The organism is Arthrobacter sp. V1I9 (assembly GCF_030817075.1).
In the GTDB taxonomy this organism is placed as follows: Bacteria; Actinomycetota; Actinomycetes; order Actinomycetales; family Micrococcaceae; genus Arthrobacter.
In genome coordinates this window covers 2,667,072-2,681,062 of record NZ_JAUSYU010000001.1, presented here as the reverse complement: position 1 = coordinate 2,681,062, position 13,991 = coordinate 2,667,072, and the positions used below count along the sequence as shown (strand labels likewise).

The following is a 13,991-nucleotide window of genomic DNA, read 5'->3' as shown; positions in this document are numbered from 1 at the left end:
TTTCCTTGTGGTGGTGTAACTCTATTCAGGCTGCAAAGCTCAGGCTTCCCTGGCGATCGCTTCCTTGGTGGAGGTGGTTTCGTCGGGCTGGAGGGGGTTGCTGGGTCCGCCGCCGGAGGGCCGGCTGAAGTTTTGTGTCAGCAGGCCGATGATCGACTTCTTGCCCTGGCTCTTGTTGTAGACGTCGAAGGCGACGGCGATCAGGAGCACCAAACCCTTGATGATCTGGGTGAGGTCGGCACCGACGCCGAGGAGCTGCAGGCCGTTGTTCAGCACTGCCATCACCAGGCCACCAATGATGGAGCCGACGACGGTGCCCACGCCGCCCGTAACCGCAGCGCCGCCGATGAAGACAGCGGCGATGGCGTCCAGTTCCCAGCCCACGCCGTCGAACGGGCCCGAGGCGGTGGAGCGTCCGACGAAGATCATGCCTGCCAGGCCGGCAAGGATGGACATGTTCATCATGACCAGGAAGTTGACCTTCTTGGACTGGACACCGGACAGTTCGGCCGCGTGACGGTTGCCGCCCACTGCGTAGACGTGCCGGCCCAGGATGGTGCGGGAGGCGACAAAGCCGTACAGCAGGACCAGGACCGCGAGGATCAGGCCGGGGATGGGGAAGGAAGTACCGGGACGGCCGGTGGCAAACAGGTACGTGGCGTAGAGGATGGCGCCGCAGATTAGGACCAGCTTCAGCACGGTGACCCACATTTCCGGAACTTCAGCGCCAAGAGCCTTGGCGCGGGCCCGGGAGCGCAGTTCGCCCCACACTACGAAGGCCGCGGCGGCGATGCCCAGCAGCAGCGTGAGGTTGTTGAAGCCGGTGTCGGGGCCAACCTCGGGAAGGTAGCCCGATCCGAGGAACTGGAAATCGGCGGGCACCGGAATGGTGTTGGACTTGCCCACGAACTGGTTGAAGCCGCGGAACAGGAGCATGCCGGCGAGGGTAACGATAAAGGCGGGTATGCCCACGTACGCTGTCCACCAGCCCTGCCAGGCGCCGATCACCACGCCGAGCACCAGGCCCAGGAGCACGCCGGCGCGTACCACGGGATTCCCCAGTCACGGATGGCGAGGGCCACGGTGACTCCCACGAAGGCGGCAACTGAACCGACGGAGAGGTCGATGTGCCCTGCGATGATCACCAGCACCATGCCGATCGCCAGGATCAGGATGTAGGAGTTGCCGTTGAAGAGGTTGATGACGTTGCCGGGGGTGAGGGTGCGGCCGTCGGTGGCGATTTGGAAGAAGACGATCAGGGCCACCAGGGCGAAGATCATGCCGAATTGGCGGGTATTTTCGCCAAAGAGCTTCTTGAGGGCGTTCATTGTGTGAGTCCTTGTGTCCGGAAGGTTCTGGGGTGGTCCAGGGGTCAGGCGGCTTTGCGGGCGGAGGTCATCAGTTTCATCAGGCTTTCCTGGCTGGCCTCTTCTTTGTCCAGGACACCGGTGATGGCGCCTTCGAAAATCGTGTAGATACGGTCTGAAAGGCCCAGGAGTTCGGGCAGCTCCGAGGAAATGACGATGACACCCTTCCCCTGGTTGGCCAGTTGCTGGATGATGCCGTAAATCTCGTACTTGGCTCCGACGTCAATGCCGCGGGTCGGTTCATCCAGGATCAGCAGGTCCGGGTCCGTGAACATCCACTTGGCCAGGACTACTTTCTGCTGATTTCCGCCGGACAGTTTGGCCACGCCCTCCTCCACCGACGGGGTCTTGGTCCGCAACGACTTGCGGTACTGCTCCGCTACGGTGAATTCCTGGTTGGGGTCCACCACCGAGTTGTGGCTGATCTTCCGCAGGTTGGCGGCCACCGTGGTGGTTTTGATGTCATCGAGCAGGTTCAGTCCCAGTGACTTGCGGTCCTCGGTGACGTATCCCAGTCCGGCATCAATGGCCTGCCGGACGGACTTGAGGGTCACCTGCTTGCCGTCCTTGTAGATCTGGCCGCTGATGAACTTGCCGTAGGACCGGCCAAATACGGACCGGGCAAGCTCGGTGCGGCCGGCGCCCATGAGCCCGGCGAATCCTACAATTTCACCGCGGCGGACGAAGAAGTTCGAGTTTTTGCAAACCAGCCGGTCCTGGACGTTGGGGTGGCCCACGGTCCAGTCCTTGACTTCGAAGAACACCTCGCCGATTTTCGGAGTGTGGTCCGGGAAACGCGATTCGAGGGTGCGGCCCACCATCCCTTTGATGATGCGGTCCTCGTCCACGCCGTCCGCTTTGACATCCAGCGTCTCGATCGACTTGCCGTCGCGGATGATGGTGATGGAATCGGCGATTTGTTCAATTTCGTTGAGCTTGTGCGAAATGATGATGCTGGTAATGCCCTTCGCCTTCAGGCCAAGCATCAGGTCCAGCAGGTGCTGGGAATCGGACTCATTCAGCGCGGCCGTGGGCTCGTCCAGGATGAGGATCTTTACGGACTTGTTCAGGGCCTTCGCGATTTCCACGAGCTGCTGCTTGCCGACGCCGATTTCTTTGATGGGAGTGTCCGGATCCTCGCGCAGGCCGACGCGGGCCAACAGGTCCAGGGAGCGCAGCCGGGCCTCGGCCCAGTTGATGACGCCGCGCTTTGTTGGCTCGTTGCCCAAGAAGATGTTCTCCATGATGGACAGTTCCGGGATCAGCGCGAGTTCCTGGTGGATGATCACGATGCCGGCGTGTTCGCTGGCCCGGATGTCGCGGAACTGCTGGACCTGGTTCTGGTAGACGATGTCGCCGTCGTAGCTGCCGTAGGGGTAAACACCTGAGAGGACCTTCATCAGGGTGGACTTGCCGGCGCCGTTCTCGCCGCAGATGGCGTGGATCTCGCCGGCCTTCACCCGCAGGTTCACATCGGCCAACGCTTTAACGCCGGGGAATTCCTTGGTGATGGACCGCATCTCGAGGATGATCGGGTCGGTTTGCGTGGTCTGGGACGTCATGTGCCCTAACCCTCCAATGCAATGACTTCTTTGTCCGGCCGGCAAAGCGCAGGGCCGTCTGATGAGAAAGTAAACTGGATCACGCCGGTTGTCGTCAAGTCTTTAACGCATATCCCGGATAACAAAACGGTCTAGGTCTTCCTGATTCCGGCGTGTTGGAACACCAGGGCGGCCGCTCCGAGGGCCTCCGCGCGGTCGCCCAGGGAGGACATGGCCAACGCGGTGGTCTCCCCAATGACGGGCACCGCATGCCGCACCAGTCCCCGCTTAATAGGGTCCAAAAGGAGGTTGCCGAGGCCGGCAAGTGGCCCGCCGACCACGATGACTTCAGGGTTGATCAGGTTGGCAACGTTGCCGAGCGCGCGGCCGACGGCGAGCCCAGCGTCATCGAGTACCCGGAGGGTTGCCGAGTCACGGGCCAGGGCCTTGCGCACGATATCCGCGGGGGTGAGCGGCCGGTCCTCACCGCGGCTCAGGAGCTCAATCATGGTAGTGGTGGACGCGATGGTTTCAAGGCAGCCGCGGTTGCCGCAGCGGCAGACAAGCCCCTGTTCATGGATGGTGGCGTGTCCGATTTCGCCAGTGATTCCGACGTTGCCGTAATAGGGTGCCCCGTTCAGGATGAGGCCGGCTCCGATGCCTGATCCAATCTTCAAGAACAGCAGGTTGCTGACCCCGGTGTGTTGCCCCCAGGTCACCTCGGACCAGGCGCCCAAATTGGCGTCGTTGTCAACAAAAACGGGGATTTTGAGCCGTTCCTCCAGGTGCTGGAGGATGTTGATGCCCACCCACTCCGGAAGGATTGCCCCTTGGGCCACCGTGCCGGTGCGCCGGTCTATCGGCCCGGGGATCCCGGCCCCTGCGCCCACCACTGCACTGCGCGCGATGCCGCTTTCCTGCAGGAGTTTCTCAAGCAGGATTACTGCCGCCTGGATGCCTTCCTCAGCCTGGTGGCCCAGCGGCAGCGTGACTGATTCCTCGGCAATGACGTGATAGCTCAGCGAGGCCAGTACCACCCGTAGGTGGCGCCGGCCGAAGTCGATTCCGACTGCCACCGCACCGTTGCTGTTGAGCCTGACGTTGAGCGCCCGGCGGCCGGAACTGGTGATGGGCTCCGTGGATGCCATCCCTGAATCGAGCATTATTCTGACGATGTTGGAGACCGTTGCCGTGGAGAGCCCGGTCTGCCGGGCCAGTTCAGCCTGCGTGGAAGGCCCGCCCATCAGCGATTCGATAATCCGTTGCTGGTTCAGTTGCCGCAGGGCGGATTGCGAGCCGGGATTTTTGGGCTTGCTCCTCGTTGAGCGCGAAGTTGCGGGCATGCTTGAAAGAGTGCCTTATCGGAAGTCTTGTAGTCAAGAAGTTAACGCAACGCGCCTGAGGAGCGTCGGGGAAAAGCCAGGATGATCTGCCCGCACTGACGGGCGGAGCGGTGCAAATGGGCCCCGCGGACCTGCCTAAACCGTGCCTAGTCTGTTCCTAGGCCTTCTTTTGAGGGCCGGTCCGACGACGGAAGGTGGCCGCTGTGTTGCTGGCAATCCTGCAGGCCAATGCTGTTGTGATGGATGTGGACGCGAACTGTGCCGCCATCGATGCAGCCGCAGAATCTGCTGCTGCCGCCGGGGCCGGCGTCCTGGTGACACCCGAACTCTTTCCCGTGGGTTACGCACCCCGCAGGGTCCGGGCGGAACTGGATCCCGCCCGCCTGCCAGCCCTGCACAGGAAGCTTGCCGGCATCGCGCGGCGCCATCAGGTGGGCCTCGTATACAGCCTTCCCCAGGTCACCGGGCAGGGGGAGTGGCACATCAGCGCCACTCTTCTGGATGCCGAAGGCAACAGCCTGCTCGGCTACTCCAAGGTGCACCTCTTTGGTCCTGACGAACGCGCGGCGTTCAGCCCGGCGGCCGAGCCTCCCGCCGTCGTGGATTTCAACGGCGTGCCAACCTCGATGGTGATCTGCTACGACGTCGAGTTTCCCGAAGCCGTCCGTGCCGCAGCCGTGGCCGGAGCCGAACTGCTCCTGGTACCCACCGCCCTGGCGCACGGGTTTGACGACGTTCCGCAGGTTTTGCTGCGTGCTCGCGCGCTGGAAAGCCAGTTGGCCATTGCCTACGCCAACCACTCGGGAGTGGAGGAGGGCTGCAGGTTCCTTGGCGGCAGCGTCATCGCCGGGCCGGACGGCAGGTTGCTGGCGGCGGCAGGTGAGGAAACGCAGCTCCTTTTCGCGGAGCTAAACGAAGACTCCGCCGCCGAGGCCCGCGGCGAGGTGCCGTACCTCGCCGAACGGCGGCCGGATCTCTATCGTTCCTGGGGCGACTGAGAGTTTTCCGTTACCGGCCCATCCACGTACTGCAGCGCAATCCACAACTCTGCCCGTGACTGGGCCTGGCCCAAGTCGATGTCCAACACTTCCGCGATGGCGTTGATTTGTCGCCGCACGCTGTTCCGGTGCAGGTCCAGCTCCTTGGCCGTGGCGTCCCAGCTTCCGTTTGCCGCCAGCCAGGACCGGAGAACCCGGAGCTGGGCGTCACGGCGTTCGGGCTCCAGCTCGAGGACCGGCGCCAGGATCCTGGCCGCCAGCATGCTGCCGGCCTCCCTGCCGAGCAGGCCGGTCACGGACCAGGTCATCTCCTCGACGCGGGCGCTTTTGCCCGTCGCCGATACCCGGGGCCGGAGCGAGGAGGCACGCCGGTAGGTCTCCGGCAGGCCCGACAGCTCCGTAGGCTCGCCCACCACCAGTCGCCACCCGAGGTGCTCCACTTCGGCCAGCAGCTGGTCATCCACCTTCAGCCGGGTCACGGCCGCGAAGCCGTAGTCGGTCAGCTCCACCATTTTGCTGTCGAACAGCCGGCGCCACTGCAGCAGCTCCCGGACCGGCCCGTCGTCTGCGGCGGGTGCAACCGCTGCCCGCATGCCCTGGATCACGCGGACCTGTCCGGACCGTGTTCCCGCGACGCTTTGCGCCAGCAGATCCTTTAGCCCGTTCAGCTGCCGGGTGTTGCCGCCGGCGAGCGTTTCGGGATGGAGCAGGAGGGCGGTGGCCAGCTGGCTGGGCGCCAGGGACCCGCTGGTGCGCTGGCGGACCAGCAGTTCCAGGAGGCCCACCACAGAAGAAACCACACTGTTCTGCGCGGGAGTCAACGCCTTGTCCGTGCCGAGCACCAGCCCGCCCAAGGTAGCGTCTTTGCTGCTCCGGAGGGGATGGGCGAAGACCAGCGCCGAGCCCGGGGCATCAAGCGTTTCTGTTTCCACCCGGGGTCCGGCCCCGCTGAGGAGCTTCTTGAGCAGGGGCTGGAGTTGGGAAAGGTCGACGGCGGCACCCGCCCGGGCACGAACGCGGCCGTCGGCGCCCAGAAGGACGGCCCACGCCGGGACGCGCTGGGCCAGCGCCGCGAGCAGTTCATGCTCCGGCCGGGCCGAAAGCACTGCCCGCATGAGGTGCCTGTTGGTCTCCGCCAGTTGCCGGAAAACCCGGGCGTTTCCGGACTCAAGCAGCTTGGAGAATTCCAGGCCCAGGGCGGCAAACGGCACGCTGGCGGGCACCTCCACCAAGGTGAGTCCCTGCTTCCGGCAGGCTGCCAGCACGTGGTCCGGGACGGCGTCGTAATAGGGCTGCAGGCCGAAGCCCAGCGCAGCCACTCCGGCCTCCACCAGCCGGCGGACATACTCCTCCACTCGGGCCGCACTTTGGCCCCCTTGGGGGCCGGCGCCGTCGTTTCCGCCGTCCCGGAAGGGCATGCCGGCGGTGAGGACAAATTCGCCGTCAAGCAGGTAGGGGGTGGGGTCCTCCAACTCGCTCGGCTCTACCCACCGCAGGGGCACCTGGCCGTTTCCGGCGTCGTGCACGACTGCTACTTCGGCGGGCAGGGCGGCGAGGAACTGTTCGAGCGTCACGGCGTCCAATTGGTCCGGGCCACCAGCGGCGGTTGGTGCATTACGTCTCATGAGTGAACACTATAGGTCACTTTGCACTCCTTGAGATGCGGCTCACACCCCTACTGTGGGTGAGGGGAAAACCGCTCAACCAGCCAACGACAGAACGGACGTCAACGATGACTGTGCCTACACTCTCCGGCCCGGCTCCGGACGGCACCGCCGGAACAGCAGCCCGCCCGGCCCTGGGCGCACAGCTGCTGCGCCGCAAGCCAATCGCGCAGATGGTCAACGAGGCAGAAAGCTCCGACGGCGGCCCCCGCCTGGTCCGCAGCTTCGGCGTCCTGCAGCTGACCATGATCTCTGTTGGGGCAACCCTCGGCACCGGCATCCTGGTGATTCTGGGCGAATCCGTTCCGCTTGCCGGGCCTGCCATCTGGATTTCGTTCGCGATCGCCGGCCTGGCCGCACTGCTCTCCGCGGTTTCCTATGCGGAAATGGCAGGGCTGGTGCCCGTTGCCGGGTCCAGCTATTCCTACACGTACGCCACCATGGGCGAGGGGATGGCGTGGATCTGCGGCTGGTGCCTGGTGCTGGAGTACGCCGTTTCCGTGGCCGCCGTCGCCGTCGGTGCCGGCCAGTACGTGAATGAAGCGCTTGCCGTCTTCGGCTCCGTCCTGCCAGATGCAGTGTCGCAGCCACCCGGGGACGGCGGAGTGGTCAACATCCCCGCAATGGTCATCGTGGTGCTCGCAACCGTCCTCCTGGTCCGCGGCGCGAAGGAAAGCGCCTGGATCAACACCTCCATCGTGGTGGTGAAGGTGGGCATCCTGCTGTTCTTCTGCGCCGTGGCCTTCACCGCATTCAACGCCGGCAACTTTGAGCCCTTGCTGCCCATGGGTGCTGCCGGCGTCTCCGCCGCAGCCTCCCGCGTCTTCTTTTCCTACATTGGATTCGACGCCGCCTCCACAGCAGGCGAGGAAGCGCGGAACCCCAAGCGCGACCTGCCCAGGGCCATTATGTTGTCCATGCTGATTGTCACCACCATCTACGTCCTGGTGGCCGTCGCTGCCATCGGCGCCCGGCCATGGGGATGGTTCGACGGAACGGAGGCGGCCCTGGTGAAGATCCTCGAAGAGACCACCGGCCAGCCGTGGATTGCACTCGTCTTTGCAGTGGGCGCGGTGCTGGCAATCGCCAGCATCGTCCTGACGGTGCTCTACGGGCAGACCCGTATCCTGCTGTCCATGTCCCGTGACGGGCTCATCCCCAAGGTCTTCGGCCGCGTTTCCCGCCGTACCGGCACCCCCGTGGCAGGGACGCTCCTGGTGGGGGCCGCCGTCGCGCTGACCGCCGGGCTGGTGCCCCTGGGTGCGCTCGCGGATGCCACCAGCATAGGCACCCTGTTTGCGTTCGCCCTGGTGAACGTCGCCGTCATCTACCTCCGCCGCACGCGCCCGGAGCTGGAACGCACCTTCCGCGTGCCACTCTTCCCGCTCACCCCCATCCTCGGCGCCGCGATGTGCGCATACCTGATGGCGAACCTCGGCGCTGACACCTGGGTGGTCTTCGCCCTCTGGATGCTGGTGGGCGTGGCCGCGTACTTTGGTTACGGCCGCCGGAACTCACGGGTGGCGGCACTCAGCAACGAGGAATACCGCGAGCTCTCCGGACCACCACTTTCAACCCAGCAAACCCCAGAACAGACGAAGGCAGAACTTCCATGACCATCGCCACCGAACTGCCGGCCTCAGATCCATCCAGCACATCAGCCACTCCCGGTGCGGCCCCGGGCCCAGGCGGCGCCGACGCAGGTCACATCACCATGCTGAACCCGGACTTCCCGTTCAGCTACGACCACTACCTCGCCCACCCGGACGGCCTCGGTTCCGTGCCGCCCGAACTTCTGGGCACGGAAGTCGCCGTCATCGGGGCCGGGCTTTCGGGGCTGGTCACTGCGTACGAGCTCATGAAGCTGGGGCTGCGGCCGGTGGTGTACGAAGCCGATCGGATCGGCGGACGCCTGCGCACTGCATCGTTCCCCGCTGCGCCCGGTGTTGTGGCGGACCTCGGCGGCATGCGCTTCCCGGAATCCGGCAAGGCGTTCTACCACTACGTGGACCTGCTCGGCCTTGAAACAGAGGAGTTCCCGAACCCCCTGTCCCCGGCCACCTCCAGCACGGTGATTGAACTGGCAGGCCAGAAACACTATGCGGAGAAGGCCAGCGACCTGCCGCCGTTCTTCCGCGAAGTGGCGGATGCCTGGAAGGCAGCCGTGAATGACGGCGCCCAGTTTGTCGAAATGCAGCAGGCCATCCGGTCCAGGGACACCGCGCGCATCAAGGAGCTGTGGAACGAGCTGCTGCCGCTGATGGATGAGCAGACCTTTTACGGCTTCATCGCGGCCAGCGAGTCATTCAGGAAGGCCGGGTTTGCGCACCGGGAAGCCTTCGGCCAGGTGGGCTTCGGCACCGGCGGCTGGGACACCGACTTCCCCAACTCCATCCTGGAAATCCTCCGGGTGGTGTACACGGACGCCGACGACCAGCACCGGCTTATCCGCGGGGGAGCGCAGCGGCTCCCCGAGGCACTGTGGCAGCACGCGCCGTCGGGCATGGCCCACTGGCCGGAAGGAACGTCGCTGGCGTCGCTGCACTCCGGCTCCCCGCGCGGCGCCGTGGGCAGGATCAGCCGCGACCCCGACGGAAACCTGCGGATCCGCGAACGCTGGGGCCGCGAAGCCAGCTACCCCGCCGTGGTTACCACCTGCCAGTCCTGGCTGCTGTCCACCCGAATCCACACGGAAGAGGCCCTGTTCCCGGCCGAACTGTGGACGGCCATTGAGCGCTCGCACTACATGCAGTCCTCCAAAACGTTTGTGATGGTGGACCGGCCGTTCTGGAAGGACATCGATCCTGAAACCGGGAACGAAGTACTCTCGATGACGCTCACGGACCGGCTCAACCGCGCAACGTACCTCCTGGACAACGGGCCGGACCAGCCCGCCGTCATCCTGCTCTCCTACACCTGGAACGACGACGCTCTGAAGTGGCTGGCGCTGGACGCGGACGAGCGCGTGGAACTGATGCTGCATTCGCTCGAGCAGATTTACCCGGGAGTGGACATCGCAGGACACATCGTGGGCCAGCCGATCACCGTTTCCTGGGAGGCCGATCCCAACTTTATGGGTGCCTTCAAAGCCAACCTGCCCGGCCACTACCGCTACCAGCAGCGGCTGTTCACGCACTTCAAGCAGGACGCGCTGCCGGACTCACAGCGCGGGATCTTCCTGGCCGGCGACGACGTCTCGTTCACGGCAGGCTGGGCTGAAGGCGCCGTCACCACCGGGCTCAACGCGGTGTGGGGAGTGCTGAACCACCTGGGTGGTTCCGCCGCACCCGGCAACCCCGGGCCCGGCGAACTGCTCGACGAAATTGGCCCAATTTCCCTGGACTAGGCGTGCATCTCCCGGTGCGCCTTGGCCAACTCCACGTAGCGCGCCGCGTTGGCCCGGACGCCGTCGTACTCTTCGCCGGTGAGTTCGCGGCGGATCTTGCCCGGCACGCCCGCCACGAGTGAGCGGGGCGGGACGATGGTGCCCTCCAGGACGACGGCGCCGGCTGCCACGAGCGAGCCGGTGCCGATGACGGCGCCGTTAAGTACGGTCGCGCCCATGCCGATCAGGCAGTCGTCCTCCACAGTGCAGCCATGCACGACGGCGGCGTGCCCCACGCTGACACGTTGGCCCACTGTGCAGGGGAAGCCGGGGTCCGCGTGCAGCACCACGTTGTCCTGCACGTTGCTGCCCGCACCGACGGTGATGGCGGCGGTGTCGGCGCGTACGGAGACCCCGTAGAACGCGCTGGAGTCCTCGGCCATCGTGACGTTGCCGATGATCGAGGCGGTGGGCGCAACAAAAGCGGATTCGTGGACGGCCGGGGTGTTGCCGGCGAAGGGGTACAGAGGAGCCATGCGCCAAGCCTAGGACATCCGCCGTGGTCCAAGTAGCTCGCAGTTAAAGTCGTGAAAACCCGAAATGGGGACGTTAACTGCGAGCTAGTTGGGTGGGGGAGGCGCGGGGGTGCGCAGGACCAGGAACTGGTAGTGCTGGGTCCAGTACCCGGCACCGGGCCCGGATTCTGCACCCGTGCCCTCCGACCACGTAACAAAGTCTTCGAAATCGCCATGGCGCCCAAAAACTTCCCGGACCGTCGCGTCGCTGCGCCGGCTGAAAAAGCGGGGCTCGACGTCGTCCTCGGGATTCAGTACCTCTTCATCGTCGCCGGACCAGAGGCCGACGGCGATCAGCCCGCCGGGAGCGGTGACGCGCACCAGCTCTGCCAGGACGACGTCGATGTCGTATGCGGGGATGTGCAGCAAGGTGCTCATCGACCACAATGCCGGGAACGAACCGTTTGGGAACGGCAGGCGCCGGGCGCTCGCAACTGATACACCCAGGCCCCTGGCCCGGGCCAGCCGGACCTGCCCCTCAGCGAGATCCACTCCCGTGTAATGGATGCCCGCTTGAACGAATTTCAACCCGTCCAGACCCGTCCCGGTCCCGACTTCGAGGACGGAGTGGCGCCCCTCTGCCTTCAGCAGGGCGATGAAGCGCTGGCGCTGCTTCACGCGGTTGCGCGACGGCGGGCGGTCGGCGCCGGAAGCGGCCCGCCGGTTGTAGAAGTCGGCCAGGCGGCGCTCGCCGTCCTCCGCCCCCGGTTCCATCGCGCCTCCCTGACGCTTAGTTCACCGTCAGTTAAAGACGACGGTGCGGTTGCCGTCCAGCAGCACCCGGTGCTCTGCGTGCCACTGCACCGCCTGGACCAGCGTGCGGCCTTCAACGTCCCGGCCCATCTGGACGAACTGCTCCGGTGTGCGGGCGTGGTCCACGCGGATGACTTCCTGCTCGATGATGGGGCCCTCGTCCAGTGCAGCCGTCACGTAGTGGGCGGTGGCACCGATCAGCTTCACGCCGCGGGCGTGCGCCTGGTGGTACGGCTTGGCGCCCTTGAAGGACGGCAGGAAGGAGTGGTGGATGTTGATGGCCTTGCCGGTGAGCTCGGTGCAGAGCTCGTCGGAAAGGATCTGCATGTAGCGGGCCAGGACCGTCAGTTCAATATCGTGTTCGGCCATGATGGCGCGGAGCTTGTCCTCCGCCTGCCCCTTGGTGTCCTTGGTGACAGGGATGTGGTGAAACGGAATGCCATAGAACTCGGCCAGCCCGGCAAGGTCCTGGTGGTTGGACACGATGGCGGGGATCTCGATGGGCAGGGTTCCGGAGCGCTGCTGGAACAGCAGGTCATTGAGGCAATGGGCGGCGGTGCTGGCCATGACCAGGGTCCGGACCTTTTGCCCCACCGCATTCAGGCTCCACTGCATGCCGAATGCCTGTACCACCGGCTCCAGGGCGACCCGAAGCTCTGACGCGGCAGCCACCGTCGTCACCTCTACCCGCATAAAGAAGTTTCCCGTTGCCGGGCTGCCGTACTGCTGCGAATCGGTAATATTGCACCCCGCCACCAGCAGGGCGCCGGCCACCGCATGGACGATCCCCGGGCGGTCCGGGCAGGACAGGGTTACTACGTACGCTTGGTTCAGCTGCTCTTCACTCACGCCTACAAGCGTACCCGCGCAGGGCGCTGCGGATTTGGTAGGCTGAAAGGGTCGCAACTGGCGTTGGGTGGCTAACCACCAGGGAGCGGCAATCACGAAGACCACGGATCGTACGCCTGGGCCGAGGGTCATGTCTTGCCGGAATTGGTGCTGCACCCCGTCAGTACTTGCAGCGCCATGACCGCATTTTTGCGCTGTCATATGGAGGTGCGAAAGTGCGTCAACCGGTAGCCTGACCTAAGCAGTGCCCGTTATCCCTAGCCAGGAGTTCTTCGTGACTACTACAGCCACCTCCACCACCGCCGTCAGCAACCAGCCGCTGGCTGAGCTTGATCCCGAAATCGCAGCAGTCCTGGACCAGGAGCTCGGCCGCCAGCGCGGCACCCTGGAAATGATTGCTTCCGAGAACTTTGCCCCGCGCGCCGTGATGGAAGCCCAGGGCTCCGTCCTCACCAACAAGTATGCAGAGGGCTACCCGGGCCGCCGCTACTACGGCGGCTGCGAGTACGTTGACATCGCCGAGCAGTTGGCCATTGACAGGGTCAAGGCCCTCTTCGGCGCGGAGTACGCCAACGTCCAGCCGCACTCCGGTGCCCAGGCCAACGCCGCAGCGCTGTCCGCCATGATCACCCCGGGCGACAAGATCCTCGGCCTGTCCCTGGCCCACGGCGGCCACCTGACCCACGGCATGAAGCTGAACTTCTCGGGCAAGCTCTACAACGTGGCTGCTTACCAGGTGGAGGAAGACAACTTCCGCGTGGACATGGACAGGCTCCGCGAGCAGGCCATCGCCGAGAAGCCCCAGGTCATCATCGCCGGCTGGTCCGCCTACCCGCGGCACCTGGACTTCGCTGCCTTCCGTTCCATCGCCGACGAGGTTGGCGCGCTGCTCTGGACCGACATGGCGCACTTCGCCGGTCTGGTTGCCGCAGGCCTGCACCCGAGTCCGGTGCCCTACTCCGACGTCGTTACCTCCACTGTGCACAAGACCCTCGCAGGTCCGCGCTCGGGTGTAATCCTGGCCAAGCAGGAGTGGGCCAAGAAGCTGAACTCCAACGTCTTCCCGGGCCAGCAGGGCGGCCCGCTGATGCATGTCATCGCCGCCAAGGCCGTGGCCTTCAAGATCGCCGGCACCGAGGAGTTCAAGGAGCGCCAGGAGCGCGTCCTGGAAGGTGCGAAGATCATCGCCGACCGCCTCAACCAGGCGGACGTCGCCGAAGCCGGCGTCTCCGTCCTCACCGGCGGCACCGACGTACACCTGGTCCTCGTTGACCTGCGCAACTCCAAGCTGGACGGCCAGCAGGCTGAGGACCTCCTGCACTCCGTGGGCATCACGGTCAACCGGAACGCCGTTCCGTTCGATCCCCGCCCTCCGATGGTCACCTCCGGCCTGCGCATCGGCACCCCGGCCCTGGCAACCCGCGGCTTCGGTGCCGCCGAATTCACCGAGGTGGCAGAAATCATCGCCACCGCGCTGAAGGCCGGCAACGCCGCCGACGTCGAGGCCCTGCAGTCACGCGTGGACAAGCTCGCGGCCGACTTCCCGCTGTACCCGACGCACGAGCAGTGGTGACCC

10 protein-coding genes and 1 pseudogene are annotated in these 13,991 nt (G+C 65.2%); 4 read left to right on the top strand and 7 right to left on the bottom strand.

The window, feature by feature from the left end:
• Window positions 1-39: 39 nt before the first annotated feature.
• The 3 genes and pseudogenes from mmsB to QFZ70_RS12590 all read right to left on the bottom strand — a co-directional run bounded on the left by mmsB (window position 40) and on the right by QFZ70_RS12590 (window position 4,251).
• Window positions 40-1,328, bottom strand: a pseudogene (gene mmsB / locus QFZ70_RS12600) (multiple monosaccharide ABC transporter permease).
• Between the two features lie 44 nt (window positions 1,329-1,372).
• Window positions 1,373-2,929 (bottom strand): multiple monosaccharide ABC transporter ATP-binding protein, encoded by a 1,557-nt coding sequence (gene mmsA / locus QFZ70_RS12595; protein ID WP_307096021.1) that lies wholly within the window; start codon window positions 2,927-2,929, stop codon window positions 1,373-1,375.
• 131 nt (window positions 2,930-3,060) lie between these two features.
• Window positions 3,061-4,251, bottom strand: a complete 1,191-nt coding sequence (locus QFZ70_RS12590; protein ID WP_307096019.1) for an ROK family transcriptional regulator — start codon at window positions 4,249-4,251, stop codon at window positions 3,061-3,063.
• Between the two features lie 203 nt (window positions 4,252-4,454).
• Here QFZ70_RS12590 and QFZ70_RS12585 point away from each other — a divergent pair, with 203 nt between their 5' ends.
• Window positions 4,455-5,249 (top strand): nitrilase-related carbon-nitrogen hydrolase, encoded by a 795-nt coding sequence (locus QFZ70_RS12585; protein WP_307096017.1) that lies wholly within the window; start codon window positions 4,455-4,457, stop codon window positions 5,247-5,249.
• On the opposite strand, the gene QFZ70_RS12580 is transcribed toward QFZ70_RS12585, so the two are convergent.
• Window positions 5,228-6,874: a PucR family transcriptional regulator gene (locus tag QFZ70_RS12580; RefSeq protein ID WP_307096015.1), complete on the bottom strand. Its 1,647-nt coding sequence runs from the start codon at window positions 6,872-6,874 to the stop codon at window positions 5,228-5,230. The genes QFZ70_RS12585 and QFZ70_RS12580 overlap by 22 nt on opposite strands.
• Window positions 6,875-6,981: 107 nt before the next feature.
• Between QFZ70_RS12580 and QFZ70_RS12575 the strand changes: the two genes are divergently transcribed.
• A complete protein-coding gene (locus tag QFZ70_RS12575; RefSeq protein ID WP_307096013.1) occupies window positions 6,982-8,529 on the top strand; it encodes an amino acid permease in 1,548 nt (515 codons plus the stop codon).
• Entirely contained in the window at window positions 8,526-10,259 is a 1,734-nt protein-coding gene (locus QFZ70_RS12570; protein WP_307096011.1) for an NAD(P)/FAD-dependent oxidoreductase, read from the top strand. The genes QFZ70_RS12575 and QFZ70_RS12570 overlap by 4 nt, the downstream gene beginning before the upstream one ends.
• Here QFZ70_RS12570 and QFZ70_RS12565 read toward each other — a convergent pair.
• From QFZ70_RS12565 to purU, 3 genes are all read right to left on the bottom strand, one after another.
• Window positions 10,256-10,774: a gamma carbonic anhydrase family protein gene (locus QFZ70_RS12565; RefSeq protein ID WP_307096009.1), complete on the bottom strand. Its 519-nt coding sequence runs from the start codon at window positions 10,772-10,774 to the stop codon at window positions 10,256-10,258. The genes QFZ70_RS12570 and QFZ70_RS12565 overlap by 4 nt on opposite strands.
• Window positions 10,775-10,858: 84 nt before the next feature.
• Window positions 10,859-11,527 (bottom strand): class I SAM-dependent methyltransferase, encoded by a 669-nt coding sequence (locus QFZ70_RS12560; RefSeq protein ID WP_307096007.1) that lies wholly within the window; start codon window positions 11,525-11,527, stop codon window positions 10,859-10,861.
• A 27-nt stretch (window positions 11,528-11,554) separates the two neighbouring features.
• Window positions 11,555-12,415, bottom strand: coding sequence for a formyltetrahydrofolate deformylase (purU, locus tag QFZ70_RS12555; RefSeq protein WP_307096005.1), 861 nt, complete (start codon window positions 12,413-12,415; stop codon window positions 11,555-11,557).
• Between the two features lie 274 nt (window positions 12,416-12,689).
• Here purU and glyA point away from each other — a divergent pair, with 274 nt between their 5' ends.
• Window positions 12,690-13,988, top strand: a complete 1,299-nt coding sequence (gene glyA, locus QFZ70_RS12550; RefSeq protein WP_307096003.1) for a serine hydroxymethyltransferase — start codon at window positions 12,690-12,692, stop codon at window positions 13,986-13,988.
• Window positions 13,989-13,991: the final 3 nt, after the last annotated feature.

What these genes read in the sequence shown, in the direction of transcription:
- QFZ70_RS12565 (WP_307096009.1), bottom strand. Translation starts at nt 10,774, where the DNA reads ATGGCTCCTCTGTACCCCTTCGCCGGCAACACCCCGGCCGTCCACGAA.
- QFZ70_RS12580 (WP_307096015.1), bottom strand. Translation starts at nt 6,874, where the DNA reads ATGAGACGTAATGCACCAACCGCCGCTGGTGGCCCGGACCAATTGGAC.
- QFZ70_RS12575 (WP_307096013.1), top strand. Translation starts at nt 6,982, where the DNA reads ATGACTGTGCCTACACTCTCCGGCCCGGCTCCGGACGGCACCGCCGGA.
- QFZ70_RS12590 (WP_307096019.1), bottom strand. Translation starts at nt 4,251, where the DNA reads ATGCCCGCAACTTCGCGCTCAACGAGGAGCAAGCCCAAAAATCCCGGC.
- mmsA (WP_307096021.1), bottom strand. Translation starts at nt 2,929, where the DNA reads ATGACGTCCCAGACCACGCAAACCGACCCGATCATCCTCGAGATGCGG.
- QFZ70_RS12560 (WP_307096007.1), bottom strand. Translation starts at nt 11,527, where the DNA reads ATGGAACCGGGGGCGGAGGACGGCGAGCGCCGCCTGGCCGACTTCTAC.
- QFZ70_RS12570 (WP_307096011.1), top strand. Translation starts at nt 8,526, where the DNA reads ATGACCATCGCCACCGAACTGCCGGCCTCAGATCCATCCAGCACATCA.